Genomic DNA, 26,472 nt, shown 5'->3' with positions numbered 1-26,472 from the left:
TTCTTAACCAAGCGGGAACCAGCCCGAAGGTTGAGTGATGATCTTCCAAAGACGATCGGGTACAACCAGTTCCTTTTGACGCGACGCAGAAAGGGTCACATCGATCTTATCAATCTGCTGATCGCGGACTTTCTGCGTCCAATCCGGATCCATGATGGCTTCGCGGCCGAGGGCTATGATATCGGCACCGTCCTTCAGACCGTTCACCGCTTCTTCGGGCAAATGAATGCCTCCGACCGCGACCAGCGGAACACGGCCGTGAATGTGCTCCGCCAATTCATGAACAATCGTTTCACTGCCCGCTTCACTGCCGTGCGGCGTTGTTTTGATATCCTGCTGCGAAGCATGAAGATAATGAACGCCCCGTTCGATCAGCCCGTCGACCAAATGCAGCGTGTCATCGACACTGTATCCGTAGGCACGATGAATTTCTTCAGGTGAGAAGCGATAGCCGACAATAAACGAATCGTCAGCGTATTTTTTGACGACCGACTGCACTTCTTCAAGAACGGCGAAAGGAAAACGGAGCCGTTTATCGAGCGTTCCGCCCCATTCATCGCTGCGCTGGTTAAAGTGTGCGGATACAAATTGCTGAATCAGATAATGATTCGCTCCATGAATCTCTATTCCGTCAAAACCGGCTCTGATGGCTTGTCTTGCGGCAAAACCGAATTCTTTGATAATCGTCTCGATTTGTTCCTCCGACAAGGCAACCGGTACTTCTTCAGGTTTTGAGAAGGACGGCACCGCACTCGCACTGACTGTCTGATCAAAGATGACAAGATTTTTATCCGCCTCGCTGCCGCCGTGCTGAATCTGCAGAATCGCTTTGCTTCCTCCGGATTTCATTGCTTCCGCCAGTTTTTTCAATCTCGGAAGCACGGCATCGTCGAAAGCAATAAACTGATGATCAAAGGCAAGCCCTGTCGGCGACACGGCAATGCAGGCCGAAACAAACAAAGAGGCCAGCGCCGCACGGCGTTTATAGTAGGCCAGCTCCTGGTCGGAAACGGTACCGTTCAGATTGCCCGACCAGGTCGTCATCGGTGCGATCGCGATCCGATTGGAAAGATGCACACCATTGGGCAGATCAAGCGGCTGAAATAATTCATTGTAAGATGACATCAATAACATTCCCTCTTCCCGAAGATGATCGATAGAAAAACTGCTCAAAGATTATTATAGATGAATCATCCACTCGGTAACAACGATATGCCCTGCTGCCGCCTTTAAAAGTCCCCTGTCCCGGCGCGAAAACAGCCGGGACTGTTTATTGAGCGATATCAAGCTCCACCGGACAATGATCGGATCCGGGGATATCGCTTAAAATTTTGGCGTCTTCCACCTTTGAAGTCAGGCGATCGGAAACAACAAAGTAGTCGATTCGCCATCCGATATTCCGCTTCCGTGCATTTCCCATGTAGGACCACCATGAATAAGCACCTTCCCGATCAGGATAAAGATACCTGAAACTATCGGAAAATCCCGCAGCCAGCAGCCGGGAAAAATCTTCTCTTTCTTCTGCCGTGAATCCGGCGTTTTTCATGTTGCTTTTCGGATTTCTCAAGTCAATTTTCTCGTGGGCGACGTTCAGATCCCCGCAAAAAATAACCGGTTTCCGGCTGTCCAGCCCGCAAATGAAATGGACAAAATCTTCTCCCCATTCAAGCCGATAGCCCAGCCGTTTCAGATCCCGGCGTGCATTCGGCGTGTAAACGGTGATCAAATAAAACGATTCATATTCCAGCGTGATGACGCGGCCCTCGTGATCATGCTTTTCAATCCCCATGCCGTAGACGACATTCAAAGGCTCTTCTCTGGTAAAAATGGCCGTGCCTGAGTAGCCCTTTCTTTCCGCATCATTCCAAAACTGATAATAGCCGGGCATCTGCACGTCGACCTGATCGCGCTGCAGCTTTGTTTCCTGAATGCATAATGCATCCGCGCCCGTCTTCTCCAGCCACTCCGGCAGATCCATTTTTCTCTGCAGAGCGCGGAAGCCGTTGACATTCCAAGATAAAAATTTCAAATTCCAGTCTCTCCTCGCTTGGTCCATCTTTATCTGCCGCGATTCTATTGCATAGAATCGATTTCAATCCACGTACCTCAAGGTAAAAAAAACGGCTTCCCCCGCCGTCTCGACCTTCGAACCCTCTCGCCGGCCTTGATCCGTAAGCCGGCTCCGTCATTCGCTGATAAAAAAACTTGGCTGTTTTCTGTGAGATGTTTCACAAAAAGAATTTAATCATCCGTCCGAACTGAAACATTTCACAAGCACCGCATCATTTCGCAGAAAGCCGCCTGCTTATTTCCCGCTGAATTGTTCCGAGTAACTGTTCAGCAGACGATGTTTCGTATCCCATACCTTTCTGGACAGATCCACATAATAGTTATGCGGATTTTCAAAACGCAACACTTCGGCCCATTGCCGTTCGACCTGTTCCCCCGCGATCTTTCGTATCTCCCGCACTGAAGGGCTCTTGTAGCAGAGCCGGCCGCCGTCGAAAATTTGTTCGCGCAGCAGTTCCACCTTATAGTTCGTCAAGGTTTTCTTTTTCCATGTATAGACGGGATCAAAAATGGTCAGGGACCGGCTGGCGTCCAGCGATTCATCATGATCGCAGATCAGATCGGCGATCGCTTTATCGGCCTCTTTTTCATAGATTCTGTAGATTTTTTTAAACCCGGGATTTGTAATCTTTTCTTCATTTTCACTGATTTTTATACGGGGAATAATTTTTCCGCCCTTTTCAACGGCAACCATTTTATAAACGCCGCCGAAAACCGGTTCGGACCTGGCCGTAATCAGCCGTTCACCGACACCGAAAGAATTAATCCGGGCACCCTCGGCAAGCACATCCTTGATAATATGCTCGTCCAGTGAATTTGAAATGACAATAATAGCATCCGGGAATCCGGCCTCATCCAAAGCTTTTCTGACCTTTCTTGTCAGATAAGTAATATCTCCGGAATCAATCCGGATGCCAAGCGCCTTATGCCCCTTTTCTTTCAATTCGCGGAATACGGTGATCGCGTTCGGCAGCCCGGATTTCAACACATTATAAGTATCAATCAGAAGCAGGCACTGGTCCGGATAGGCATTCGCCCAGGCACGGAAAGAGTCCAGCTCACTATCAAACAGCTGGATCCAGCTGTGCGCCATCGTCCCCGAAACAGGAATATCAAACATCATTCCGGCCAGCGTATTAGCCGTGGCGGAGCAGCCCCCGATGACCGCGGCCCGTGCTCCGTAAATCGCGCCGTCATAACCCTGTGCCCGTCTGGATCCGAATTCCATCACCGGCCGCTTCCCGGCAACCCGGCAAATCCGATTCGCTTTCGTCGCAATCAGCGTCTGGTGATTGATGGTGACAAGCACCATCGTTTCCAGGAGCTGCGCCTGTATGACAGGGCCTCTGACCGTCACAAGCGGCTCATTCGGAAAAACCGGGTAACCTTCAGGAATCGCCCAGACATCACAGGAAAACTTGAAATTCGCAAGATAATCCAAAAATTTCTCAGAAAACTGGCCGGTCGACCTGAGATAATCGATATCAGCTTCCGTGAAATAAAGACTTTTTAAATAGTCGATCAGCTGATCGACGCCGGCCATGATACAATAGCCGCCGCCGTCAGGTACCCGGCGGAAATACATATCAAAATAGACGATCTGATCGCCCACTCCTTCCTCCAGATAACTGTTTCCCATCGTGAGCTCATAGAAATCCACCAACATTGTCAGATCTCTGTCGTTTCTCACGTCAAACCTGCTCTCCATGTCGTATTTCCCCCAATATGGTCGGTTATATAAGTCAAACTTTGTTTTGAGTATACTATTGCCGGGCCGTCTTGTAAAACGGAAGGCACGCGCCGAATTCAATCATGTCTTTTCAATCTCATGATCGCTAGTGACAGGATCGCAGTCATTCAGGCCTCCGGCTCCCACTTCGAAAGAGAAAGCAGTATACTTAACTTATTATGAAAAGTGCTCTTTCATGGAGGAAAAATGAATGATTAAACTAATCGCTATTGATCTGGACGGAACCTTGCTGAATGATCAGAAAACCATTACAGCGAAAACGCAGGCTGTACTGAAAGAAGCCAAAAAACAGGGGGTCCGGGTGGTTCTGTGTTCGGGCAGGCCGCTGCTCGGCATCGCCCATTATTTGGATGAGTTGGGGCTGAGAGAAAACGGCGACTACGCCATTACCTACAACGGCGGTCTCGTACAGAAAACGGACACGGGAGAAGTTTTATCCGAGAAGATTCTGACCAAAAGCGACGTCGTTTCGCTCTATGACCTGAGCCGCGAGCTGGGTGTGCCGATGAACTTTATTGATCTGGAGAAAATATACAGCCCGGCGCCGCCCAAAGGGAGGCCTTCACTGTACGGAAATATCATGACGGCGCTTCCGTTCGTCCGTGTATCGATGGATACATTGCCGGACGATCTGAAAATCAACAAAGCGATTTTCTGTACCGATCAGCCGACCCTGGATCAGGCGATCAGCCGGATTCCCTCCTTTTTTACGGAGAGATACACCCTTATGAAATCGAGGCCGATCCTCCTGGAAATTATGAACAAAGAAGTCGATAAAGGCAAAGGTCTGCAGGCACTCGGCCGCCGCCTCGGTATTCACGCCGGTGAAATGATGGCGCTCGGCGACCAGGAAAACGACCTGGCTATGATTCGCTATGCAGGCTTAGGCGTGGCTATGGGAAATGCGATCGACCGTGTGAAAGCAACGGCTCAATTTATCACCGGGACCAATACGGAAGACGGCGTCGCTTACGCTGTCGAAAGGTTTGTGCTGAACCGGTGAATCACTCGATTCAAGAAAAGCACCCTATTCAATAGAAACGGCCGGCATGAGTGAAAATGCTCATGCCGGCCGTTTCTATTCCTGACCTTGGTTTATCAGGCCAAAACCTTCTGATACTTTACGTAACATGGAATAAAGCATTCAACTTTTTTAAGCTTCATTCTTAATCGCTTTGAAATCCATCATGAACAATCCGGCGAAAGAGCTGGCTCAACAGTTTCTCAGATTCAAAAACAGACGATCTGAAAATATGCCTCACTTTTTCAAATGGAACGGAACAGTCGTGACAACCACATCTTTGTGCAGAACCAGCCAGGTGCGGAGAATCAATGCGCTCTGATTGTGCAGCAAGTTGTGCCAGCCCTTCTTCATAATGAATTGGGGCAGCAGAATATGGATATAATCTTCTTTGCCCTTTTCAGCCTCCAGTTTGCGGATAAAAGAGGCGATCGGTGCGAGCAGAGAGCGATACTGGCTTTTAAGCACGATCAGTTCGCACGGTGAGCCCCATTCCTGCCAGCGTTTCCGGACCTTTTCTATCGACGCATCGTCAAAACCGACATAGACGGCGATGACATGGGTATCGAGACTCTTGGCAAACGACAAAGTGTTATTCACCACGCGTTGGATGCCGGAAATAAGAACAATCGAGGTGACTTTATGAGCGACCGGGCGATCTTTCACCAGGTCAATGTGAAGCTGCCCGGCAACTTCCTGATAGTGCCGCGATATGGTCAATGAGAAATGGACAAAAAGCGGCAGAATAACAATAATCATCCAGGCACCGCCCGTAAACTTCGTCACTGCGAAGATGAGCGCGACTACCGCTGTCACGACGGCGCCGATGCCGTTAATCGCCCGATATGCCCGCCAATGGCGCCCCTTCACACGATTCCAGCGGCGGACAAGCCCCACCTGGGCGATGGTAAAGGAAACAAATACACCGATTGCATAAAGCGGGATCAGACTGTTTGTCCTGGAATGAAAGATGGCGACGAGCAGACTGGCAAGCGCCGCCACCATCAGTATGCCGTTGGAATAGGACAAGCGGTCGCCGCGCTGTGCCAGTTTGCGCGGAAGATAGCCGTCCGAAGCGACGATCGCCGCCAGCTGTGAAAAACCATTGAAGGTAGAATTGGCAGCCAGGATAAGAACAGCAAAAGTCGACCAGATAATCAGCTGGTAAACCCATCCATGACCAAAAGTGACACCCGCCAATTGCGACAGCATCGTATTGTTTGGATTAACGGATATGCCGCGGACATACAGATGATAGGCATAGCCAAGCAGCGTCACGCCTTCGATGATCCCCAGAGCCACATAAGTTTTTATCGCATTTTTTTGTTTGGGTTCACGGAAAATCGGCACCGAGTTGGAAATCGTTTCGATGCCGGTCAGAGCCGAGCAAGTGGAACTGAACGCCTTTAAAATCAGCAGGACGGTCAGATCCTTCGGCACCGTTCCGAACGCAGGCGTTGCCGCCTGGACGAAGCCGTGCCGCATTTCATCGGCAAAACCGAAAAAGATCAGGGCAAGCATACTGGCCATGAATAAAAAAGTCGGCCAGGCAAGCAGGCTGGCCGCATCGGCAACGCCGCGCATGTTGATAATGACCAGCGCGAGAATGCAAATTAAAGCAAGCGTTGTCCGATAGGGGGAAACAGCTGGATAGGCGGAGGCAATAGACGCTATGGCCGCTGAGACAGAAACGGCCACCGTCAGTACATAATCGATGAGCAGCGCGCTTGATGCCGTAACGGCCACCCACGGCTGCCTGAAATTATTTTTCGCAATCGCATAGGCGCCGCCGCCGTTTGGATAGGCAATAACGCCCATAATATAGGAACTGATTAATATTACGAGCAGCACGACCGTCGCAGCCGTCAGAGGAAGAATCAGCCACTTCGCACCCGGACCCAGCTGAACGAGTTCGGTCATGCCTGACTCGGGGCCGTAAGCGACGGATGAATACAGATCCGCAGATAAAACCGGCAGAGCGATCCACCATAATAACAGTGTACGATTGGATCGTAACGCTTCACTCTTCATCGGCCGGCCGATCAGCAGGTGCTTCACAAAGTTAAAATGCGAAATGGCCTGCCAGCCTACAAAAGCGACAACGATAATCACAAAAATATTCAACCACTCAACCTCACCCATGAATACCTCACCTTTCCTTAATTCCCAAACTGTTTTCGAAGAGAGGCAAAAACCGCAGAGCACAGGCTCTGCGGTTTCATTCAGACTATACCAGCTGCCGCAACCTTCTCCTTGAACGCTGGCGAGGTTAGCTGACGGATTCGGGCATAAGAAGTTGCCCTTCCTGTAAAAGGATTCACCCCATGCGGCTTTCGCCGCCACTGGTTCCCCCGCTTCGTAACGAATTAAGCGATTTAAGATTTAAGCTATGATTAGATTATAGTCTAGCTTAGTTCCAAAAGTTTCGTTTGTAAAGAAAAAAAATTCCATTTCTATTTATAATTTTCCCCGAATAAAGCGGAAAAATGAGCGGAAAACAGAGACTTCCGAACAATATCCTTTTTTACTGAAGGTTTTATAATTATTATTTATAACCAAATTATTAATTATAACATAATTAAATATTTTGCCCTATTGTCATGTAATTATTTTGATGGATGTGACAATCGGCCTGCTTATATAACATTTAATGCGGGGATTCCGATATATCAACTGACGGGGAGGTGAAAATATGCCAGTAAGCGGTGTTTCAAGCCCTTCTTCTTTTGCTGTTTATCAGCAATCTCAAACTCAGCGTTCGCAGCAGACTGCCGTACAGAACCAGGCTGTTTCTACAGACCAGGATCACGACAATGATAGTGACAAAGCGGGCAGCCGGGACATTGACAACAGCGGAACGACGGGAAAATTCATTGACGTACGTGCCTGATTTTTTTTGAAGCATCTGGATTTATGTCCGGGTGTTTTTTATTTTTCAGCTAAACAGTTCTGACAGCGCCGTTTCGGATCGTCTCCTGATTCTTTGCCTCCTTCTCGCTGCTTTGTAAAATATTTCTCCTTCTTTTTCTCCGATTCAACAAACAGGTACTGAAAAAAGATGCGGTTTCTGCATGATAATTTGTACAAACGTTAAATCTTGTCCCCTGGGGAACGTATATTTTAATAAATAGGTTTTTTCTGTCGAGCGCTTTTCCGCGGCCGACGCTTAGCAGAGAAGGGATCGGCCGTCACGTTATTGAAATAAAAATTAAGCAAAAAAATTCGCCTTTCACCAGCGTCAGCATGGAATGATTCAGCAAAGCCCGACCGGGTTCCTTTTTATCCGGAGAAACTCTCAGACCACATATAAAGGAGATAAATCAAATGGAAGAACAAGAACAGGAATACAAAGAAAAGCTGCCGATCGGATCCGAGCAGCTCAGGTCGTTTTATGGCCTCAGCTACAAAGAATTATTCAATGAGCTTGTCGCCTTTCATATGATCGATGAAACCGGCAGGCCGACAGAACTTGCGATCCAGAACGGCTGGATGAATCTGATCGAAATCGGGCAGGGCAGCAGCGATTCTTCAATCTGATTTTATATAAGCCGTTCAGTGCCCGGAATTCGCCGGTGCAGCGACAGTCGATCAGCCTCTCTCCTGCGCTTTGAAAAAAGGGCATTAAAAAGGCCGGTTCTGACGATACCGGCACGTGATTTCGATGATTTATTTAATAAGGCAAGGCGGATTCCCGATAGAAAATCATCCGTATCTGCCCCACACTTTCTCGGCTGCTGCATGTTCCCACGAATCATCCAGATCCGCGAGTTCTGTCCGGCCGTACTTGCGATCGAGTGCATTGCCGATAAGAAAATCAGCAATGGAAGGATTTTTCGGAAGAACGGGGCCGTGGAGATACGTTCCGATTAAATGTTTATAGACGAGCCCCTCTTTCTTATCCCTTTTGTTGTTTCCATAGCCTTTAATAACCGTACCGAGCGGTTCGTAAGGGTGGAAGGTCTGGCCCGCATGGTTCTCAAATCCGACCAGTCTGCCAAACGTTTCCGACTCGATCAGGACGTCTCCGACCAGCCGGTTTTCCTTTGAAATCGTGTAAAAATCGACAATACCCAGCCCCTCAAGTTTCTCGCCGTTCAGCATCTGATAATAGTTGCCCAGAAACTGGTATCCGCCGCATACAGCCAGACAAGAGGTCCCGTCTTCTACAGCAGATTTGAAACCATCCCTGATCTTTTTTAATTCTTCCGTACAAAGAGCCTGTTCCCGGTCGCTCCCGCCGCCGATAAAAAGAATATCGGCCTGGGAGAGCGGAACGTCGCTCGCCTGATCAATTTTATTAATAGGTACGATGTTCAATGAGATTTCACGCCATTCGCACCTTTTCTTCAATGTTAGAATATTCCCCCGGTCGCCATAAAGGTTTAACTTATCCGGGAAGAAATGAAAAAGAGTCAGCGATTTCAATTTAAGAACTCCTTCTTATTGTGTAGCGGCGCTTGCCTCGCCCTCTGCCATCCGCTTTCCCCGGAATCACGTCTGATTGCGGACCATCCTTTTTTCCGGGACGGAAAGAGACTGATCGGACTGTGTCCTTAATTCCAGATAACTTCTGACATGTTCAAGCGGTGTATAGTTCGGCAGGTAGTAGGTCAGGGAAGCGGATTCGAGAGCCTGGTCGATTGCTTTTTTCAAATTGGGAATGATTCTGACCTTTTCTTCCCCGATCTCGGCGTATTTCAGCCTGATGGCCAGATCATACGCCCTCGTGCCGCTGCAAATAATCTGCCACACTTTCTCATTTCTGAATTTCTCAAAATCCACATCCCAGATCCAGGAAATATCCTCGCCGTCTGCTGCAAAATCGTTTAGAAAGAGCACAATTTGTTTTTTTTGAGGATCATCGTTGACCTCTGAAATCGTTATATTATAGCCGGCAGGATTTTTCACAAGGTTCAGTACTTGACGCGTATGATTGAACAGATACGTCGTCATTCTGCCGTTCCTGACGCTGTATGTCTCTAATCCCTCTCTAACAGCTTCAATAGGAATCCTGATTTCCTGGGCGACAGAAAAAGCCGCCAGTGCATTATAAATGTTGTGGACGCCTGAAAGACCGAGGATATAGTCCGATTGATTAATGGTCAGTTGATAGCCGTGCTCCGCTTTTCGGACGTTCTCCACCTCAAACTTCGGATCGTGTCTTTTAAAACCGCATTCACAGGAGTAGTAACCGAGCTGTCCGTAAAAAGTTTGCGAATAATGAAGCGGTCTGCCGCAATTCGGGCAATATTTTGAATCCGCCATACTGTTTTTTTCAAAATGAATCGCATCGGCACCGATGCCGAAGTATATTTTTTCATTCTTGAGATCGGAAAAACGGTTGACAAACGGATCATCGGCATTTAAAACAAGCTTGGCGTCGACTTTTTCAATCGCTTTATAAATTTTTTCAATCAATAAATCAATTTCTCCGTAGCGATCGAGCTGGTCTCTGAAAAAATTATTAATCACAATGATTTTGGGCGTAATTTCTTTCAGCAAAGGAACCATTGTCGCCTCATCGACTTCAACGATCGCCCACTTATCCTTCATTTTTCCGTTAAGCCCGGCGTCGTCAATAAATGCCGTCGTAATGCCCGACATGAGATTATTGCCTAAAGAGTTGTGAACCGACGGGATGTGCCCGGACTTAAAAATATTCGAAATCAAATTGCAGGTCGTGGTTTTTCCGTTCGTTCCGGTCACTGCAATCACATTCATTGTACTGGATAGCTTTTTCAAAATGCGGGGATCAATCATTCTTGCCAATTCTCCGGACAGAGTATTCCCATGTCCCTGATGCATCAGCTGGATAAACTTTTTTACCCCTCTGTTTGTCAATATTGCCATATACGTATTAATAGCCGGCAAAGGATGTCGACCTCCTCTCATCTGATCTCCGAAAATAAGATCGGCCCGGACAAATCTCAACAATTTGTCCCATTTTTTTAACAGACACATGTATAAAACGGTATCAATTGTTCCAGAATGGTTCTAATGAACGGCAGTGCCTTCAATGACACGTTTCAGGCGGCTTTTAAGTGTATATGCTTCTAGCCGAAACAAAAATACCAAAACATTTTCCGCCGTTTATAATCTGTATTTTTCTTAGTTTGAGAAATCGATTCATTTTTATGCCTGGTTTTTCCCCTGAAGTCCGTTCCGACATATGAATCTTAAATAGCACAAGCAGGCCGGCCTGTACGAATGAACAGATCGTTGCCGCAAAAAGCCTTACACATATTTCATTATCGTCCATGTCATTTACGGAGTCAATCGGCATCTGAAAGATTTTTGTCACTTTCTATCTGATTTCGTCCGCTTATACTGTATCCTTAAAAATCCTTAAAAATTTTCTTTTTTTGATACAAAAAGAGAGCGTCCGTTATAAAGCGGGCGCTCTCTCCTGACTGAAAATCAACTGTTTTATTGTGGAATGACAAGCTGCTGATTCGGATAAATCGTCGTTGAAGTCAGGTTGTTCGCCTGAATCAGCCGGCTGACGGTAATCCCGTGAGACGTAGCAATACCCCAGAGTGTGTCGTTCTTCTTAATTGTATATTTTTGCGCGGGATTCTGAAAAGACAGTTTCTGACCCGGATAGATCGTTGTCGATTTCAAATGATTAATCCACTGGATCTTCTGAATGCTGATGCCATTATCCCGCGAAATGGCCCAGAGCGTGTCTCCGGTGCTGACGATATAAGTATTTTTAGCCGCTGTTTTCGTCGTGGAAACGGTTGTTCCGGTCGGAGCGGATGCCGTCGTGCTCGCTTTTGTGCTGCTTGCCGGCTGAGAAGAAGCGGACGACGATGCCGCAGCGGGAGCTGCGGTTGCCGCCGTGCTTTTCTGCGAAAGAGCCTGTCCCTTCAGATTCAGAGTTTGTCCGGCTTTGATGCTGTCTGAAGAAAGCCCGTTAATTGCTTTTAGATTGGAGACGGACACGTTCACTTTCAGGCTGATGGCCGATAAAGTGTCTCCCGTCTGTACTTTATAGGTCGACGCGCTTGCGGCAGATACTGACGATGTCTGCGTCTGCGCGGACGCCGGCTGCTGAGAAGAAGCGGACGTCTGAGCAGCAGAAGACGGCTGGGAAGCCGCTTTCGACTGAGTCGATGCCGCCGGAGCCGCTGTGCTGACCGATTTAACAGCCGGCTGAGCCGCTGCTGCCGCAGTAGTATTTGATGAACCGCTGCTGATCAGACGACGTGCGGTTATATATCTCGGCGCCCAGTAACTTGAAGCACCGCCCCCGAAAATCTGCGTTTCGCGGACGCCGACCTTTTCATTTTCAGAACTGATCATGTAGCCGCCGCCTACATAGATACCAACATGCGTAATACCGGGTGCATACGTACTGAAGAATACAAGATCGCCCGGCTGAAGGTTACTTTGGCTGACGTAGGTTCCGTAATTAGCCTGTGCCGCGGCGCTGTGCGGCAGGCTGATTCCGAACTGGCTGAATACCTTCATTGTAAACCCTGAGCAGTCATTTCCTCCCCAGACATACTTCTGTCCGATGTCCTGCTGAGCAACCGATACAGGGGTGGCAGCCAGGGCATAATGACCGCCAACTGTTCCTGATAAAACGAGACCGCCGACAATCGCAATAGGCAAAGCTGATTTTTTCATACAAAAACCCCTCCGAATTTTATGTTCCAAATTTCGCGTTATACTGCAACACCTGAACCGCTATGTAGTCATTCAGTTCGAATTTCATCGACGGATTAATAGTAACACATTTATCTGTTAATACCGATTACAACTCTTTAACAGTTAATTTATTATAAATTTATTGGTTTTGATATTTCAGAAAACAAGGCAGGAATAATAAGGAAAACGTGGTGTGAAAAGAATTCTTTATGTTAAATCCATTTTTGCAAGTGAAGAAAGATAGATTTCATTTTAAACATTGATCAATATTTATTTTTTCCTAATAATTCCATAGGTACACAAACAGCCTATTTTTCCGCCGATCTCCGATTCGACATTTTATCCGCAAAAGAAAAACGCCCTTCCGCTGTTTCTATTTTAAAACAGAAAACGGAAAGGCGTTCGTTGCATCATTGGCTGCCCTTATTAACAGCCCCAATATTCCGAGTAATTATTTGAACAGTGCTTCATCGCGGCCGGACGGCGAGGCTGCAGATAATCCCAGCTTTTTCAGCTGGCCGATCATGGCGACTTTCTCTTCGTCGTTCAGGCCTCCCGTAATTTGAACGACTGCCTGTTCATGTTCGGGAAAAATTTGTTCCATTAGTTTCCGGCCTTTCCCTGTAAGCGCCGCATAAGTGATCCGGCGGTCCTGCGGACAGGGTACTCTTTTTAACAATTTTTTCTTTTCCAGCTGATCGATGACATACGTCGTGCTGCTGCTGGCGATCAGAATTTTTCCGCCGATCTTCTGGATCGGCTGATCCCCTTTGTGAAAGAGCAGTTCGAGTACGCTGAACTCCGTCAGATTCAGTCCGTGCCGTTTAATATCCTCTTCGATCCGTTTCCTGACCGACTGTGTTGCCCGAGTCAAAACGACCCATAATTTTAATGCGGTATCCTTTTTATCTGGAATCCCTTTATTCGGCTCTTCATCCATTGTCCGTCGTCCTCACTTTTATCTCTAATTCGAGATAATTATATAATGAAACCGGTACAGAATCAAGTGATCGGTCATCGCGGGGTTGAGTGGCTGTGTTCGTCCGTATGTCAAATATCCAGAGGTTCCAGCCGTTCTTCAATGAATGCGCGGCGATCTTCCAGAAACGGCGGAAGAGAAAGGGTCTGTCCGAGTTCCGATTCCTTTTCATCTGTCGCAAAACCCGGCCCGTCCGTCGCAAATTCAAACAGGATACCGTTGAATTCTCGGACATACAGAGACTGGAAGTAAAACCTGTCGACAAAGCCCGAATTCGGCAGGCCCGTTTTTCCGATCGTACCGATCCACTCATCCAGAGCGTCCCGGTCGGCGACACGCCAGGCAAGATGATGGACACTGCCGTATCCCGGCATTTCCGGTGCATGAGCCGTGTCTTCCCGGACTATCAGCTGGGCTCCGTGCCCGCCTTCTCCCACTTCAAACAAAGTATCTTCACCTTCACGGGCTGCTTCCCGGAAATGGAGCACATCCTGCAGAAAGGTGCGGATTAACTCAAGCCGCGACACGGTAAGGGTTACCGTACCCAATCCATAAATCGCATGTTCAACCGGTACCGGTCCGTTTGTCCAGGGAATGCCGCCGGGGATACCCGCATTCTTTTCGTCCGAAATCAATCGCAGCGGGGTACCGTCAAAGTCTTCAAACTCCAGGGCTTTGTGACCGAACAGCATCGTGATCTCCCGGTGGGCAACATGCAGCGCATCAAATCGCCGGGCCCAAAAAGCGAGCGAGCGGTCGGCGGGAACACGCAGAGAAACCCGGGATATTGAATTTGTCCCCTTCCTCGTCGGCTGCGTGCCCGGAAACTCGAAGAAGGTCAGGTCTGTTCCGGGACTTCCCTTCTGATCCGCATAAAACAGGTGGTAGACAGAAATGTCGTCCTGATTGACCGTTTTTTTAACTAATCTCATACCGAGCACCTTCGTGTAAAAGGCAACGTTTCTTTTGGCGCTGCTCGTCACCAAAGAGATGTGATGCAATCCAAGCAGCTGATTCATAGGGTTTCCCTCCTTCAGTCTATTCAATAGTGCATGCTTCGCTTTCCTGTCCCGCTCTTTTTTTAAACTGTCCTGAACGATCTTCGCTTTATGCGGAGTGACATTGTTTCCCTTTTCATCAATGACGGTGACATTGAGCAGATTTTGTCGGAAAGCCCCTCGGAAGATGCTCAGGTATTGCTGCCTCAGCTCATCCCTTTTTTCCAATTCCCGGGCTGTCAGTGTCCTTTCTTTGGCGGCTCCGGCCAAATCGTTGATCTCTTTAAGGAGCTTTTTCATCGCCGGACTTCCTCCGATAAAAGATTGAAACCACTTCGCCGATGCCTGCACTTCACTGTCTGTCAGCTGATGGCCTGAATGGGACCAATATGCCTGTACCGCAGCTTCAGCCTTTTCAAAACCGGCAATCATCCGCCTGGCAGACTCAGGCGGAACGAGCGGATCACTGCTTCCGGCCGCCGCAAAAATCGATCGCCCCTTTAAATCGTGAAAACTGTCCAGAGGGCGATAATCTGTCCCGCGAAACAGGATCGCCCCATCAAAGATCGGATTTATATGATGAAAATGGCTGACGATCATGTTCGCCCCGTTTGAGTAACCGACCGCGACAACCGGCCTCTTGTCAAATTGATGCTCCGCGGCAAAATCGGTCAGAAACCGATAAAGCCGATCCGTTTCTTCTGTTAAATCCGCCACATCAATCTGCCCGTCCGGATAGCGGTTAAAAAACCGGTTCATCCCGTTTTCGGTCCGATTGCCGCGGAGACTGAGCACTGCGGCTTCCGGAGCAACCGTCTCAGCCAGGGGCAGCAGCGAATATTCATCTCCGCCTGTCCCGTGCAATAAGACAAGAACAGGCGACAGCGCCGTTTTTCCTTCATTATAAATGTATCGATAAGTCACATGGTTCACCTCCCGATGATATTGTTATTCCTAATTCATATATCTCTATTTCGAGATAATGGTATCTCAATAGCTATTTTTTGTCAATCCTGTGAACTGGCGTCGGTAGTGAATCAGGTTATATTCAAGAATGAATCAACAGTCCTTCGTTAAGATCAGTGCTCATTCAAAAAAGAGCCGTTGATTCAGACAGCTGTTCCATGATTGACGCACAGATTTGATCAAAAAAATCCTTTACTGCTTCTCTATACCAAAGAAATGAACGGCTACGCAGTTAACGGAACCTGCGCAGCCTCCCGATCGAATTTAGAAAGCCGCATTCCAAGGGCAAACTGCACCGGATCAGATTGCAGCCGCACGTCGCTCCGAATCGGGTTAAAGGCGCTCCGAAACGTCGAAAAGTTGCTCCTAATTGCCAAAATGCCGCACCGGATCAGACTGCAGCCGCACCGAATTTTAAATTGAACCGGCTGAGTTAATATGACTAAAAAATCGATTCATTTCACCTGTCTTTTTAATTTTTTACTTCAATGCACCAGCCGATGCCGCCCAACATTCGCCTGCGGACTTGCTTATCCGGTAATCCACTTCTTTGTAATTAATGAACAGCTATAGATCGGGTTATAATTAAAGGATCGGGCCGGCGCTTTATCATGAACCGGCCGCACACACTGTCATGGGCCGTGCTTCCTGCAAATCGAATGACCTTTCCCGCGTGCCGATAACCCGGCTGCGGATGCCTTGGGCTTACGCGCCTTTTGAGCCCACGAAAACCGGCTTGCCATTCTGTCCGGGCAGTCCTTTTTGCTGCCCCGTCGATCCATGATTATCCCTATTTATTTGATTACAGCCTTAACACAGGAAAAACTTAAGCCAATTTTCATCTTTTTTCAGTAATTTTTCATATTTGACTGATATAATGAAGATGTTTGTGGAAAGTGAGGGTTTTTGCTGATTTTTGCAGAGCGGCGTTGCTGAATGATGGGTTTTTTATTTTCTCTGTCCGATTGACAACGCCCGTCTTTTAAAAAAATCGGCGGGAATGGACAACCCGGAAGCTCTTTTCGTTACATTCTGGTTAAAACGCCTGACGGCTGCCGCCGGCGTTAAAACTAACCCAATAGGAGTGCCGTGACATGAAGATTATCGTTGCAGGTGGAGACGGATTCTGCGGATGGCCGACCGCTCTTTATCTTTCGAAAAAGGGCCATGAAGTATCGATTATTGATAATTATTTCAGGAGAAAATGGGACAAAGAGCTGCATTCCAATTCACTGACTCCGATTCTGACATTAAAAGAGAGAGTCGCAAAATGGAAAGAACTCACCGGAAAAACCATCAGATTATATGAAGGGGATCTGAATCACTATGATTTTCTGAGCCAGGTTCTCAGGCAGGCTCGTCCCGATGCCTTCGTCCATTTTGCGGAGCAGCGCTCGGCGCCTTACTCTATGATCGATCGTGAACACGCTGTTTTTACACAGGTGAATAATGTGGCCGGTACGCTGAATGTGATTTACGGTATTAAGGAAATCGTTCCCGAGTGCCATTTGATCAAGCTGGGAACGATGGGCGAATACGGAAATCCGAATATCCCGATTGAAGAAGGTTATATCCGCATTCAGCACGAAGGGCGCGAAGATGTCCTGCCTTTCCCAAAACAGCCGGGTTCGATGTATCACCTGTCCAAAGTCCACGACAGCCATAATATCATGTTTGCCTGTAAAACGTTCGGAATCCGGGCAACCGATTTGAACCAGGGAATTGTGTACGGCCTGCACACCGATGAAACACTGATCGATCCTGCTCTGATCAACCGCCTTGATTATGACGGCGTATTCGGGACGGCTCTTAACCGTTTCATCATTCAAACCGCGATCGGACATCCGCTGACCGTCTACGGAAAAGGCGGACAGACCCGCGGGTTTCTCAACATCATGGATACGGTCCGCTGCATTGAAATCGCGGCGGAAAATCCCGCAGATTTCGGCGAATTCCGTGTCTTTAACCAGTTTACCGAAGAATTCTCCGTTCTGGATCTGGCCCGGAGAGTCCAGCATGTCGCCGAAGAAGAAGGAATGCCTGTAAAAATCGATCATCTCAAAGACCCGCGCGTCGAGTTGGAAGAGCACTTCTTTCACGCGAAGAATACAAAACTACAGAAACTGGGATTGAAGCCTCACTTGCTGACCGATGAGGTCATTCGCAACATCCTGCATGCGGTCATCCAGTACAAAGAACGTGTAATCGCTGAGAACGTCCTGCCGACCATCACATGGCGATGAACCGGCGGGAGGATTCCAGGATGAAAATAGCGATCGTTACGGAAACTTTTCTCCCCTCCACGGACGGAATTGTGACCCGGCTGTGCGAAAGCGTCAGATGGCTTAAGGCTCAGGGACATCAGATTCTGATTATCGCTCCCGATCTGGGCGTGTCCGAGTATAATGGGATACCGGTCAAGGGAATTCCCGCTCACCGGCTGTTCTTTTACCGAACAAAAAAATTTGCCCTGCCGCATCCGCTCGTCAAAAAATACCTGGAATCTTTTCAGCCCGATATCGTTCATGTCGTGAATCCGGCTCTTCTCGGCCTGGCCGGCATTTTTTTTGCGAAGCGGCTCGGGCTTTCCTTAATTGCCTCCTATCACACGAATGTGGCCCGGTACATGGATTATTATCACCTGTCTCTTTTTAAGCCTTTAATCTGGCGATATTTCCGTGCCATGCACAATCAGGCGGAAATCAATCTGTGTACATCTCAGACTGTGAGAGAAGAGCTGGAAGAACGGAAATTCCGGAATGTCCGCCTTTGGAAACGGGGAGTGGATCTACAGAGGTTCCGCCCGGAAATGAAAAGTGCGGCCATGCGCAGCCGACTGACGGACGGACATCCGGATAAAACGCTGCTTCTTTATGTGGGAAGGCTGGCGGCCGAAAAGGAAATCGAAAAAGTCAGAGAAATTTTGGAGGCTTCTCCCGGCTTATGGCTGGCACTCGTAGGGGACGGACCGTATCGGAAAGAGCTGGAAGCTTATTTCAGCCATTCCAATGTCACCTTCACCGGCTTTTTGCACGATCAGACGCTGGCCGAAGCCTATGCTTCATCCGATCTGTTTGTGTTTCCGTCGACAACGGAAACGCTCGGTCTGGTTATCCTGGAAGCCATGGCTTCCGGCCTTCCGGTGGTTGCCGCGGACAGCGGCCCTTCGCGCGAGCAGATTGAAAACGGAAAAAGCGGCGTGCTTTATGATCCGAAACGCCCCGGCGATTTCCTTCAAAAAGTGTTGTCGATTGTTAACGACGCCGAATATCTCGAGACGATGAAAATAACGGCCAGGCAGGAAAGCATTCACCTGGGCTGGAATAAAGCGTCCGAACAGCTGCTCGAATTTTATAAACAAGTAGTGGATCGTGTGCCTCTGCACACGAATAAAAGAAAAATCATATGATTTAAAATGTTTGTCGCATGAACGGTACTTTTCCAATTTGAATTGTCTCGGGTCCGAACCAGCGTGCCAGGAGAGGAGGCCCTTCCCTTGTTTCAGTTTACGCAGTTTGTGATCATCGGAATGACCAATGCCGTCGTCGATCTTGGCTCGATGAATCTGTTGCTTATTTGTTTCCCGACTAAGCTGCATCTTCTGCTGCTTTTATATAATTCAGCCGCCTATACTCTGACGATGATTAACAGTTACATTCTGAATTCACGAATCACCTTTAAAAAACATTCCGACCGGACGGCAATACAAAGATTTCATTACATTGTCCAGGTGGTGATCTGTTTTCTCGTGAGCAACGCCGTCTTCATCGGCAGTGTATTCGTTGCCGAGAGGCTCTTCGAAAGTGCGTGGCTCGCACAGAACATCTCAAAGCTGATGTCAATGGTGTTGTCTTCCTTAACAAGTTTCTACCTGATGAAGTATTACGTTTTTCATAAAAGAAAATCAAAATCATTATGACAGGCCGGTCCCCTCTCCTCGTTCGAGAGGGATCGGCTTGTTGTTTACCTTCCCGATATATTTTATCCGACCTGGTCAATCACCCCGCTTTAATTAGTCAATTCTTATTAGCGTCTGTTTTCCATGACATCCGTTTCTCTCAGAGCTAAGCAATAGATAAATTCTATTGTACACAAAAAAAATCCAATTAGACTGCGCTGATTGGCGGGTTTACGATAAAGAGTGTTAGAGAAATGGTCGATCATTTCAATTAAACAAATCTAAATGAAGATTGATAGATCGCGAAGGAGAGTGGAAAAATGGATTGGGAAGAGATTTATCACAAGCGGACAATGACTGCGAAAGAAGCCGTCAGTCAAGCGGTCAAATCCGGGGATCATATTTTTGTCGCACAGTCCGTTGCTGAACCCTTTTCACTGACAGATGCTTTAGCGGCCGATTATAAGCGTTTGAAAGATGTTGAGATTTTTCAAAACAGGCCTATTAAAAATTCTTTTTTTATTACACCCGAATCGGAGGGACACATAAAGTATAATCTGATTTTTGTAGGCGGAACGACACGAAAAGCTGTCGTTGAAGGAAAAGCAGATTTCACGCCCATTTTTTATTATGAGCTCCCGGAACTATTTGATCATCAGTATCCCCTGGATGTTGCTTTTGTCCAGGTTTCCTGTCCCGATCAACACGGCCTCGTCAGTTTTGGAATTAACGTCGACTATCAATTGGCTGCTGCCAGAAAGGCACGGATCGTTGTCGCCGAAGTCAATGATCAAATGCCGTTTACCCTGGGCGATTCGACAATGCATATAAAGGATATCGATTATTTTGTTGAAACAAGCCGACCGCTTCCAGAAGAACCGGCTGCTATCGCCGATGAAGTCGGGAAAGCAATTGGACGTAATGTTGCATCATTAATTGACAACGGCTGCAATCTTCAGTTCGGATACGGCGCCGTTCCTGAAGCAGCAATCGAATTTTTAAAAGATCGGAAAGACTTGGGGATCTATACCGAAATGTTTTCCGATCATACGCTTGAATTGATTGAATCCGGTGCCGTGACCAATAAATACAATCCCGTCCATCCAGGAAAGGTTATCTCTTCTGTTATTTTAGGCTCAAAAAAGCTCTACGATTTCGTCGATAAAAATAACGATGTATTCATGTATCCGGTTGAGTTCGTCAACAATCCGGTTAATCTGGCGAAAGTGCCTAAATTGATTTCTGTTAATGCCTGCGTCCAGGTTGACTTTATGGGCCAGGTCAATGCCGAGACCATCGGGCCTACCCAGATCAGCGGCATTGGGGGCCAGCTTGATTTTGTCCGGGGTGCTACAATGTCGCCGGGCGGAAAAGCGATCATTGTTTGTCCTTCTACTGCCAAAAAAGGTACAGTATCCCGTATTGTTCCGTCCCTCGATCCAGGTGCGGCCGTGACGACTTCCCGTCACGATGTCAATTATGTCGTGACCGAATACGGCATTGCGGAGCTTAAGGGCAAATCAATCCGGCAAAGGGCTGAAAGTTTAATAAAGATTGCCCATCCGAAATTCCGCAGCGAACTGGCCGAGGCTTTTGAAGCAAGATTTAAACAACCCTACAAGGCCATATAATGCCACCATAAGTGCTTATTAATAAAGAAGAATAAAAGAGCACCGCAACAATTACGCAGGCGAAAGTAATTGTCGCGGCGTTTCTTTGTCCGCAGTTTTCGATGCTTGGTTTTTACAATGCTTGTGGCTTACAAGAGGACGCAAAACAGACTCCTATCTTCCCACTTATACTTAAAACATACTGTGAAATCAATTCAAACTCTATGTTCAGTAATTTATAAATAAAACCAGGAAGAAATATCCTGGAAAAAGTACGCATGAATTTACATTAAAAAATATCTGAAATTGAAAGAAGAAGGAATGTAAATTTCAGATAATCTTATAGCGATCCGACTCTTTTCCACCATTCATTAACGTTTCAGTCAGCCGATCCCCACTTCTTACCGATTGTCAGTACCTCTGTCCCTTCTTTCCAGTAAACCCTCTTTTTCCAATTTCGAAAGAATATCTCGATACAATTGATTTTTTTTTATTTTACATGTAGCTGACCGGGGCAACCGATCGATTATTTCAATGCGTTCCGGATATTTATACTTCGCAACTTTTAGTTTTTCAAAGAAATTCTGAATATCTTTCAGATTTAGCTTTTGGGTCGGATCATTCAGAACGACATAGGCGCAGGCACGCTCTCCCAACCGCCGATCGGGCATAGGAACGACACAGGCTTCATGGATATTCGGATGGCAGAGAAGTAAACCCTCGATTTCACTGCTGCTGATATTTTCACCGCCTCGTATAATAATATCCTTTTTTCTCCCTGTTATCTTTATATAACCGTCCTTATCCATCACGCAGAGATCGCCGCTATAATACCATCCCTCATCATCTAGTGCATGATTCGTTAGCTCCGGTTCATCTAAATAACCAACAAAAACATTGGGTCCCCGTGAAGCCTCTTCGCCTTGGATACCCACTGGAACGGTGTGGCGAAATGGATCAACGGCTTTAATTTCAACTCCCCGCATCGCCTTTCCGTCTGTATGGATAAATTTATCCATTGGTGCATCGATACCGACCGCTGTATGCGGTACACTTTCAGTCGAGCCGTATACGCTTATGACTTTCAGCCCTGCACCAAGCGCTTTTTTTATCACATAAGAATGGAGTGGCGAACCGCCGCATAAAAAGAATCTCAATGATGAAATATCATATCTCTTTTTCTCCAATGAACGGAGAATATCGTAAACAAATGGAGTAGCGCCAATGATGCAGGTACATTGATATCTTTCGATCAGTTTGAGACATGTATCAGCTTCGAAATGATCCTGAAGAATACACGTTGCACCTGTAAGCAAGCCGTTAACAAAAGCATGATGAAAACCTGTTGCATGCGCGATCGGTGCAGGCATCAGTAGACGATCGAATGAAGTGATATTGAATGAAGCCGAATAAGCGCGCTCGCTGGAAATAATATTATTATGTGTCAGCATCACACCTTTTGGCTCCCCTTCCGATCCGGAGGTAAACAACACAGCGGCCACATCATCGGCACTGACTGATGCACATTCATTCAGCGTATTGGAACAGGAAAGTATTTCTTCAAGGGTTGTCCCATATTCTTTTAGCAGATTATTTCCCTTATTGACAATCACAATGTCTTTCAGTTCCGGTATTTCTGGAATAATCTCATTCAACATCTTACTATAATAGAATTTTCGAAAGAAATAGGGAATAAACATCATCTTAGTCCTACATTTATTGAGAATATGCACCAGTTCATGTCCACGGTAATTAGGCAATATAGGATTAATAACGGCGCCTATTTTAAAGCAGGCAATGCCTATAATAAAGAACTCCGACCATGCCGGCAGCTGCACGGAAATAACATCCCCGGGTATGATACCTCTTTTCTTCATATAAGAGGCGAGTTTTCCCGCCAGATGATCAACTTCCTTAAACCTCTGACAGCTGCCTAGATTATCCCTCACGAATACCTTGTTTGGATATCCAGAAACTGCCATTTGCCAGTAATCATTCAGTGTCGCGTCGCCCCAATATCCATTTTTTCTGTATTCATCTCTTCTCAGATTATTGATTTTCACTTTCAACGATTTAGGCATAATAATCTGCCTCCTACAACTTGCTAAAAATCTCCTCGACTCTTACCTGATAGAAGTTGATGCAAAACCGTATTTTGCTTTCAAGGCGAGATCCGATGCCTCTGGTACTAATTCTGTAACATCTCCGCCATATTTTGAAATTCCTTTTACAATAGTTGAGCTTAAAAAGGAATAAGTTTTGTCAGCCATCATAAAACAGGTCTCCACAGAATCCAACAAATGATTGTTCGTTTCTGCAATTTGTAATTCATATTCAAAATCAGAGATAGCGCGTAACCCGCGTAAAATAATGTGGATATTTTGTTCTCTCATAAAATCGACAAGTAATCCGTTGAAACTCATGATCACAACATTAGTCATTTCGGCGGTTGCCTGCTTCAGAAGAGTTATCCGTTCTTCCAATGTAAAAAGCGGTTTCTTGTTGCTGTTATTAAGAACAGCAACAACAAGTTGATCAAATATTTTCATCCCTCTTCGCATCATATCCAGATGACCATTGGTTACGGGGTCAAAACTGCCCGGATAAACCGCCCGTTTCTTCATCTTTTATGCTTCTCTCTATTTTCAATTTTTCGTCCAGATTTAATTCAATTTTGGTTTTTAGCTATTCTGTCCCACAGAACGTCTGAGCAATTTTCTGTACCGGTAATTAATAAACAAGCCGCAAAAAACGGCAATAATATTTATGATTAAAGAAAAAACAAAAACCGAATGAATCGTGCCATAACGGAGAATTATCCCGGTAATGAAAGGTATCCCCGCTTGAGCAATACCTGTCGCTGTATCGACTGCTCCAGTAACTTTTCCTTTAATATTCCAGAAAAACTGACAAATTACGGTCAAGCATAACTGAAAAATACCCGCTGTAAAAACACCGATAAAGAAAGCTGCTATCTGCGCTAAAAGGCTGTTTGTCGAACCCATTAAACCGATAGTCGCCAGAATGGATAATACCGGATAAGCGAGTAAAAAAGTCACTGGTTTAATCCCTTTTGCAAGTAAAAAAGTCATGCCAATAACTGAAAGAATAGCTCCGACATTATAAAAAGAAACCAATTTCAAGGATTCACTAAGACCCATTCCTATTATTTTTTGCCCGTAAGTCGGAAGCCAGGTCTGCATAAGATACAAAAGACCGGGCGCTGTAAAACCAATTAATATAAGCGAAGTCCCATCCAGCCAAAAATTAGGTTTCTTTACAAAATGGATATTAGGAGGAGATTCTGCAGATACCGCCGCTGAATTCTTATCCGGAAAAGAGGAGCGGAATAAAAAAACGGCAGAAATCAGAAAAACCAAGGCTATTGCAAAAAATGGAATGCCCAAGAATAAATGCCGATTATAACAGAACACCGTTACAAGCGGCAGGACAGAAGAACCAAAAGATACAATAAGCTTAAGTACAACCGTAGCGATTCCGGCATTATTCGGGAAAAATTCAATGAGGGACGGATACGTGCTCGTGTCCAGGCATCCTATCGAAAATCCGCCGAACAGTGAAAAAAACATCGCCATTTGGTAACTTGGGGATAATGGAACACCTACCAGAAAAACAATCATTAATAAACAACCTGCAATCATAATACGTTTTCTTCCTAAACGGTCCACGAGAATTCCATCAACAAAAACTGTGCACAACCGTCCTAATCCAAATAAAGCAATAAGAAAGCTGATATCTGTGCTGTCTACTTGAAACTGCTTACCCAAAAAGGACATATTCTGCGCAAGTATGATGTACGCCATGCCGTAAAGAAAATAGTCAAGATAACAAAGTGAAGCAGAACGGGCATACCTATGTTTCAAAATATTCATCTATCTTCACCTCTACAGAATTTAATTTGCAGATTCATTAACGAATAGCGTCTGTTGACGTTGTCATGCCTTATAAAAGATCCGATAATAAAAACGTTAAGTTGAATAAAGCTATCCGTTTATCCAACTTAACCATTCATTTTTGCATGCTGCGGATTTTGTTTCTTGTTAATTTCCACTAGTCGCTGTTTTTACTTTAGATGAAGATGAAAATCCGATCACTTTATGGCAGCGATAAGCAATAATCAGCGCAAGAACAAAGCCCGCGACAGAAATCCACATATCAAAAACCATGATGCTCGAGATATTTTTGTTTGACATTTGTCCGGTAATTAAGGGGATCGTGAAGGAAGCAATACTTCCTAAAGTATAGAAGACGCCTGTCATCGTCCCTTTTCCTTTCGGGAACACTTCCGCCATCAGAGTCAGTGCTAGCTGCATCACACCTCCGGCTGCCGAGAAGCCGATAACGAAGGAAAAGAGGGTGGTTACTACCGCCGTTGGATGCAGGACAAGGACAGTCAGAGCCAACATCGAAATAAAGGTGTACACAATCATTAAGTAAGTGGAGTGTATCCTTGTCGCAATTACTGCGGTCACAAATACACACACGATAGAACCAATCGCGTAATAACTCATCAGGGCATGCGCCGCGGTATCACCCATATGGGCAACACTGGAGCCATATTGAGTCAGCCACTGGCTGACTAGGTAAAAGGTTGCCTGAGAAATATAGCCATAGAGGCAGAAGGCGATTCCTTCTATATAAAACTTGGGTTTTCCGATAAACTGAATAGGCGATTTTTCGGCCGCTTTACCTGCCTCGTCTGACACTTGCATTGGCGGAAATTTACGCCTAAACAGATAAATCGCATTGAAGGCAAGAAGCACAATGCAAAGGATGAATGACCAGCCGAACCATAGATTAGCAGCAACAAGGAAGCTGATAATCAACGGCAGTAAAAATTGACCGGCGGAAACAAACGCTTTAATGAAAACATTGGCACTGCTTGCCGCATTAGGAAAGGATTCCATCAGAGCCGGATACGTTCCGCAGTCAAGGAATGAATTCGCAGCGCCGGCAAGAATTCCGAATACAAAGGCAATCCAAATGTTCGGACTGATCAAGACGCCGACAAAGAAAAGTACGTAGATCGAAGAACCTAGATAAACAAACGGTTTTCTGCCGAATTTATCAGACAAAATTCCGGCAAAGAAATAGACAACTAAACGTCCGATGCCTAAAGCCGAAATGACCGTCGCAACACCTGCTAAATTCGTGTTCCAATGCCTTGACAAAGCATCCATATTTTGCGCCAGAATGATGACACCCATTCCGTGAACAAGATAGTTGATATAGAGGCCGATAGCTGTCGGCATATACTTATTCTTCATTACTTTCCATCTCCTCAAGGGTGTTGACACAATTGAATTTATTAAGAACTCTGTAAACAGAAATGTTAAATTTTTTCTCTCATCGTGCTAAAATAAAATTGTACTGACAAATCATACTTTTAAAACAGCATCTTTTTGTTGCTGCTTTTTTTTTACGCTTCTATCGTGAAACGCAGACACCCAATGAAAAGTTCTTCAACTCCATCACGGGGTTTGGCTGGAAAATAAGGATTATCCAT

20 protein-coding genes, 1 pseudogene and 1 riboswitch are annotated in these 26,472 nt (G+C 46.3%); of the genes and pseudogenes, 7 read left to right on the top strand and 14 right to left on the bottom strand.

Translation table 11 applies throughout. From position 1 onward, the window contains the following. Positions 1-3 precede the first annotated feature (3 nt). The 3 genes from OYT88_RS11690 to OYT88_RS11680 all read right to left on the bottom strand — a co-directional run bounded on the left by OYT88_RS11690 (position 4) and on the right by OYT88_RS11680 (position 3,778). Positions 4-1,125, bottom strand: coding sequence for an NADH-dependent flavin oxidoreductase (locus tag OYT88_RS11690; protein WP_274400221.1), 1,122 nt, complete (start codon positions 1,123-1,125; stop codon positions 4-6). Between the two features lie 145 nt (positions 1,126-1,270). Then, positions 1,271-2,029 (bottom strand): exodeoxyribonuclease III, encoded by a 759-nt coding sequence (locus OYT88_RS11685; protein ID WP_274400219.1) that lies wholly within the window; start codon positions 2,027-2,029, stop codon positions 1,271-1,273. Positions 2,030-2,305: 276 nt separating this feature from the next. Beyond that, positions 2,306-3,778, bottom strand: a complete 1,473-nt coding sequence (locus OYT88_RS11680) for a nicotinate phosphoribosyltransferase (protein ID WP_274400217.1) — start codon at positions 3,776-3,778, stop codon at positions 2,306-2,308. A 232-nt stretch (positions 3,779-4,010) separates the two neighbouring features. On the opposite strand from OYT88_RS11680, the gene yidA reads away from it, so the two are divergent. Further along, a complete protein-coding gene (gene yidA / locus OYT88_RS11675; protein WP_274400216.1) occupies positions 4,011-4,823 on the top strand; it encodes a sugar-phosphatase in 813 nt (270 codons plus the stop codon). A 255-nt stretch (positions 4,824-5,078) separates the two neighbouring features. On the opposite strand, the gene kimA is transcribed toward yidA, so the two are convergent. Beyond that, positions 5,079-6,983, bottom strand: coding sequence for a potassium transporter KimA (gene kimA / locus OYT88_RS11670; protein WP_274400215.1), 1,905 nt, complete (start codon positions 6,981-6,983; stop codon positions 5,079-5,081). Between the two features lie 102 nt (positions 6,984-7,085). Further along, positions 7,086-7,224, bottom strand: a riboswitch (cyclic di-AMP (ydaO/yuaA leader). Positions 7,225-7,533: 309 nt separating this feature from the next. Between kimA and OYT88_RS11665 the strand changes: the two genes are divergently transcribed. After that, positions 7,534-7,731, top strand: coding sequence for a hypothetical protein (locus OYT88_RS11665; RefSeq protein WP_274400213.1), 198 nt, complete (start codon positions 7,534-7,536; stop codon positions 7,729-7,731). A 434-nt stretch (positions 7,732-8,165) separates the two neighbouring features. Beyond that, positions 8,166-8,378: a hypothetical protein gene (locus tag OYT88_RS11660; protein WP_274400211.1), complete on the top strand. Its 213-nt coding sequence runs from the start codon at positions 8,166-8,168 to the stop codon at positions 8,376-8,378. 165 nt (positions 8,379-8,543) lie between these two features. On the opposite strand, the gene OYT88_RS11655 is transcribed toward OYT88_RS11660, so the two are convergent. The 6 genes and pseudogenes from OYT88_RS11655 to OYT88_RS11630 form a co-directional block, all read right to left on the bottom strand. Next, the gene (locus tag OYT88_RS11655; protein ID WP_274400210.1) at positions 8,544-9,266 is read right to left on the bottom strand and encodes a type 1 glutamine amidotransferase; all 723 of its coding nucleotides are present in this window, start codon (positions 9,264-9,266) and stop codon (positions 8,544-8,546) included. Positions 9,267-9,332: 66 nt separating this feature from the next. Continuing rightward, complete coding sequence (locus OYT88_RS11650; RefSeq protein WP_274400208.1) at positions 9,333-10,712, bottom strand: Mur ligase family protein; 1,380 nt, start codon at positions 10,710-10,712, stop codon at positions 9,333-9,335. A 555-nt stretch (positions 10,713-11,267) separates the two neighbouring features. Continuing rightward, the gene (locus tag OYT88_RS11645; protein WP_274400206.1) at positions 11,268-12,473 is read right to left on the bottom strand and encodes a LysM peptidoglycan-binding domain-containing protein; all 1,206 of its coding nucleotides are present in this window, start codon (positions 12,471-12,473) and stop codon (positions 11,268-11,270) included. A 472-nt stretch (positions 12,474-12,945) separates the two neighbouring features. Then, positions 12,946-13,434 carry a MarR family winged helix-turn-helix transcriptional regulator gene (locus OYT88_RS11640; RefSeq protein ID WP_274400205.1) on the bottom strand — a complete coding sequence of 163 codons (489 nt, stop codon included), beginning with the start codon at positions 13,432-13,434 and terminating at the stop codon, positions 12,946-12,948. Positions 13,435-13,544: 110 nt separating this feature from the next. Further along, entirely contained in the window at positions 13,545-14,492 is a 948-nt protein-coding gene (locus OYT88_RS11635) for a ring-cleaving dioxygenase (RefSeq protein ID WP_274400361.1), read from the bottom strand. 93 nt (positions 14,493-14,585) lie between these two features. Continuing rightward, positions 14,586-15,230, bottom strand: a pseudogene (locus OYT88_RS11630) (alpha/beta hydrolase); the annotation flags it as partial. A gap of 1,301 nt (positions 15,231-16,531) precedes the next feature. Here OYT88_RS11630 and OYT88_RS11625 point away from each other — a divergent pair. From OYT88_RS11625 to OYT88_RS11610, 4 genes are all read left to right on the top strand, one after another. Further along, the gene (locus tag OYT88_RS11625; protein ID WP_274400204.1) at positions 16,532-17,680 is read left to right on the top strand and encodes an NAD-dependent epimerase/dehydratase family protein; all 1,149 of its coding nucleotides are present in this window, start codon (positions 16,532-16,534) and stop codon (positions 17,678-17,680) included. Positions 17,681-17,700: 20 nt separating this feature from the next. Further along, positions 17,701-18,846, top strand: a complete 1,146-nt coding sequence (locus tag OYT88_RS11620) for a glycosyltransferase family 4 protein (protein ID WP_274400202.1) — start codon at positions 17,701-17,703, stop codon at positions 18,844-18,846. An 87-nt stretch (positions 18,847-18,933) separates the two neighbouring features. Beyond that, entirely contained in the window at positions 18,934-19,356 is a 423-nt protein-coding gene (locus OYT88_RS11615) for a GtrA family protein (protein WP_274400201.1), read from the top strand. A 299-nt stretch (positions 19,357-19,655) separates the two neighbouring features. After that, positions 19,656-20,966, top strand: a complete 1,311-nt coding sequence (locus tag OYT88_RS11610) for an acetyl-CoA hydrolase/transferase family protein (RefSeq protein WP_274400200.1) — start codon at positions 19,656-19,658, stop codon at positions 20,964-20,966. 380 nt (positions 20,967-21,346) lie between these two features. Here OYT88_RS11610 and fadK read toward each other — a convergent pair whose 3' ends face one another. The 4 genes from fadK to OYT88_RS11590 all read right to left on the bottom strand — a co-directional run bounded on the left by fadK (position 21,347) and on the right by OYT88_RS11590 (position 26,233). Then, positions 21,347-23,008: a medium-chain fatty-acid--CoA ligase gene (fadK, locus tag OYT88_RS11605; protein ID WP_274400199.1), complete on the bottom strand. Its 1,662-nt coding sequence runs from the start codon at positions 23,006-23,008 to the stop codon at positions 21,347-21,349. A 60-nt stretch (positions 23,009-23,068) separates the two neighbouring features. Next, positions 23,069-23,569, bottom strand: coding sequence for a pantetheine-phosphate adenylyltransferase (gene coaD / locus OYT88_RS11600; protein WP_274400198.1), 501 nt, complete (start codon positions 23,567-23,569; stop codon positions 23,069-23,071). 57 nt (positions 23,570-23,626) lie between these two features. Further along, a complete protein-coding gene (locus tag OYT88_RS11595; protein ID WP_274400196.1) occupies positions 23,627-24,838 on the bottom strand; it encodes an MFS transporter in 1,212 nt (403 codons plus the stop codon). Positions 24,839-25,006: 168 nt separating this feature from the next. Further along, complete coding sequence (locus OYT88_RS11590) at positions 25,007-26,233, bottom strand: MFS transporter (protein ID WP_274400195.1); 1,227 nt, start codon at positions 26,231-26,233, stop codon at positions 25,007-25,009. Positions 26,234-26,472 lie beyond the last annotated feature (239 nt).

This window comes from Sporolactobacillus sp. CQH2019, from assembly GCF_028765345.1.
Taxonomy (GTDB): Bacteria; Bacillota; Bacilli; order Bacillales; family Sporolactobacillaceae; genus Sporolactobacillus.
Note: the sequence above shows the minus strand (reverse complement) of the source record. Positions and strands in the feature narration are given on the sequence as shown.

What these genes read in the sequence shown, in the direction of transcription:
- kimA (WP_274400215.1), bottom strand. Translation starts at nt 6,983, where the DNA reads ATGGGTGAGGTTGAGTGGTTGAATATTTTTGTGATTATCGTTGTCGCT.
- OYT88_RS11590 (WP_274400195.1), bottom strand. Translation starts at nt 26,233, where the DNA reads ATGAAGAATAAGTATATGCCGACAGCTATCGGCCTCTATATCAACTAT.
- OYT88_RS11660 (WP_274400211.1), top strand. Translation starts at nt 8,166, where the DNA reads ATGGAAGAACAAGAACAGGAATACAAAGAAAAGCTGCCGATCGGATCC.
- OYT88_RS11665 (WP_274400213.1), top strand. Translation starts at nt 7,534, where the DNA reads ATGCCAGTAAGCGGTGTTTCAAGCCCTTCTTCTTTTGCTGTTTATCAG.
- OYT88_RS11680 (WP_274400217.1), bottom strand. Translation starts at nt 3,778, where the DNA reads ATGGAGAGCAGGTTTGACGTGAGAAACGACAGAGATCTGACAATGTTG.
- OYT88_RS11645 (WP_274400206.1), bottom strand. Translation starts at nt 12,473, where the DNA reads ATGAAAAAATCAGCTTTGCCTATTGCGATTGTCGGCGGTCTCGTTTTA.
- OYT88_RS11690 (WP_274400221.1), bottom strand. Translation starts at nt 1,125, where the DNA reads ATGTCATCTTACAATGAATTATTTCAGCCGCTTGATCTGCCCAATGGT.
- yidA (WP_274400216.1), top strand. Translation starts at nt 4,011, where the DNA reads ATGATTAAACTAATCGCTATTGATCTGGACGGAACCTTGCTGAATGAT.
- OYT88_RS11620 (WP_274400202.1), top strand. Translation starts at nt 17,701, where the DNA reads ATGAAAATAGCGATCGTTACGGAAACTTTTCTCCCCTCCACGGACGGA.
- OYT88_RS11610 (WP_274400200.1), top strand. Translation starts at nt 19,656, where the DNA reads ATGGATTGGGAAGAGATTTATCACAAGCGGACAATGACTGCGAAAGAA.
- coaD (WP_274400198.1), bottom strand. Translation starts at nt 23,569, where the DNA reads ATGAAGAAACGGGCGGTTTATCCGGGCAGTTTTGACCCCGTAACCAAT.
- OYT88_RS11635 (WP_274400361.1), bottom strand. Translation starts at nt 14,492, where the DNA reads ATGAATCAGCTGCTTGGATTGCATCACATCTCTTTGGTGACGAGCAGC.
- OYT88_RS11640 (WP_274400205.1), bottom strand. Translation starts at nt 13,434, where the DNA reads ATGGATGAAGAGCCGAATAAAGGGATTCCAGATAAAAAGGATACCGCA.
- OYT88_RS11595 (WP_274400196.1), bottom strand. Translation starts at nt 24,838, where the DNA reads ATGAATATTTTGAAACATAGGTATGCCCGTTCTGCTTCACTTTGTTAT.
- OYT88_RS11625 (WP_274400204.1), top strand. Translation starts at nt 16,532, where the DNA reads ATGAAGATTATCGTTGCAGGTGGAGACGGATTCTGCGGATGGCCGACC.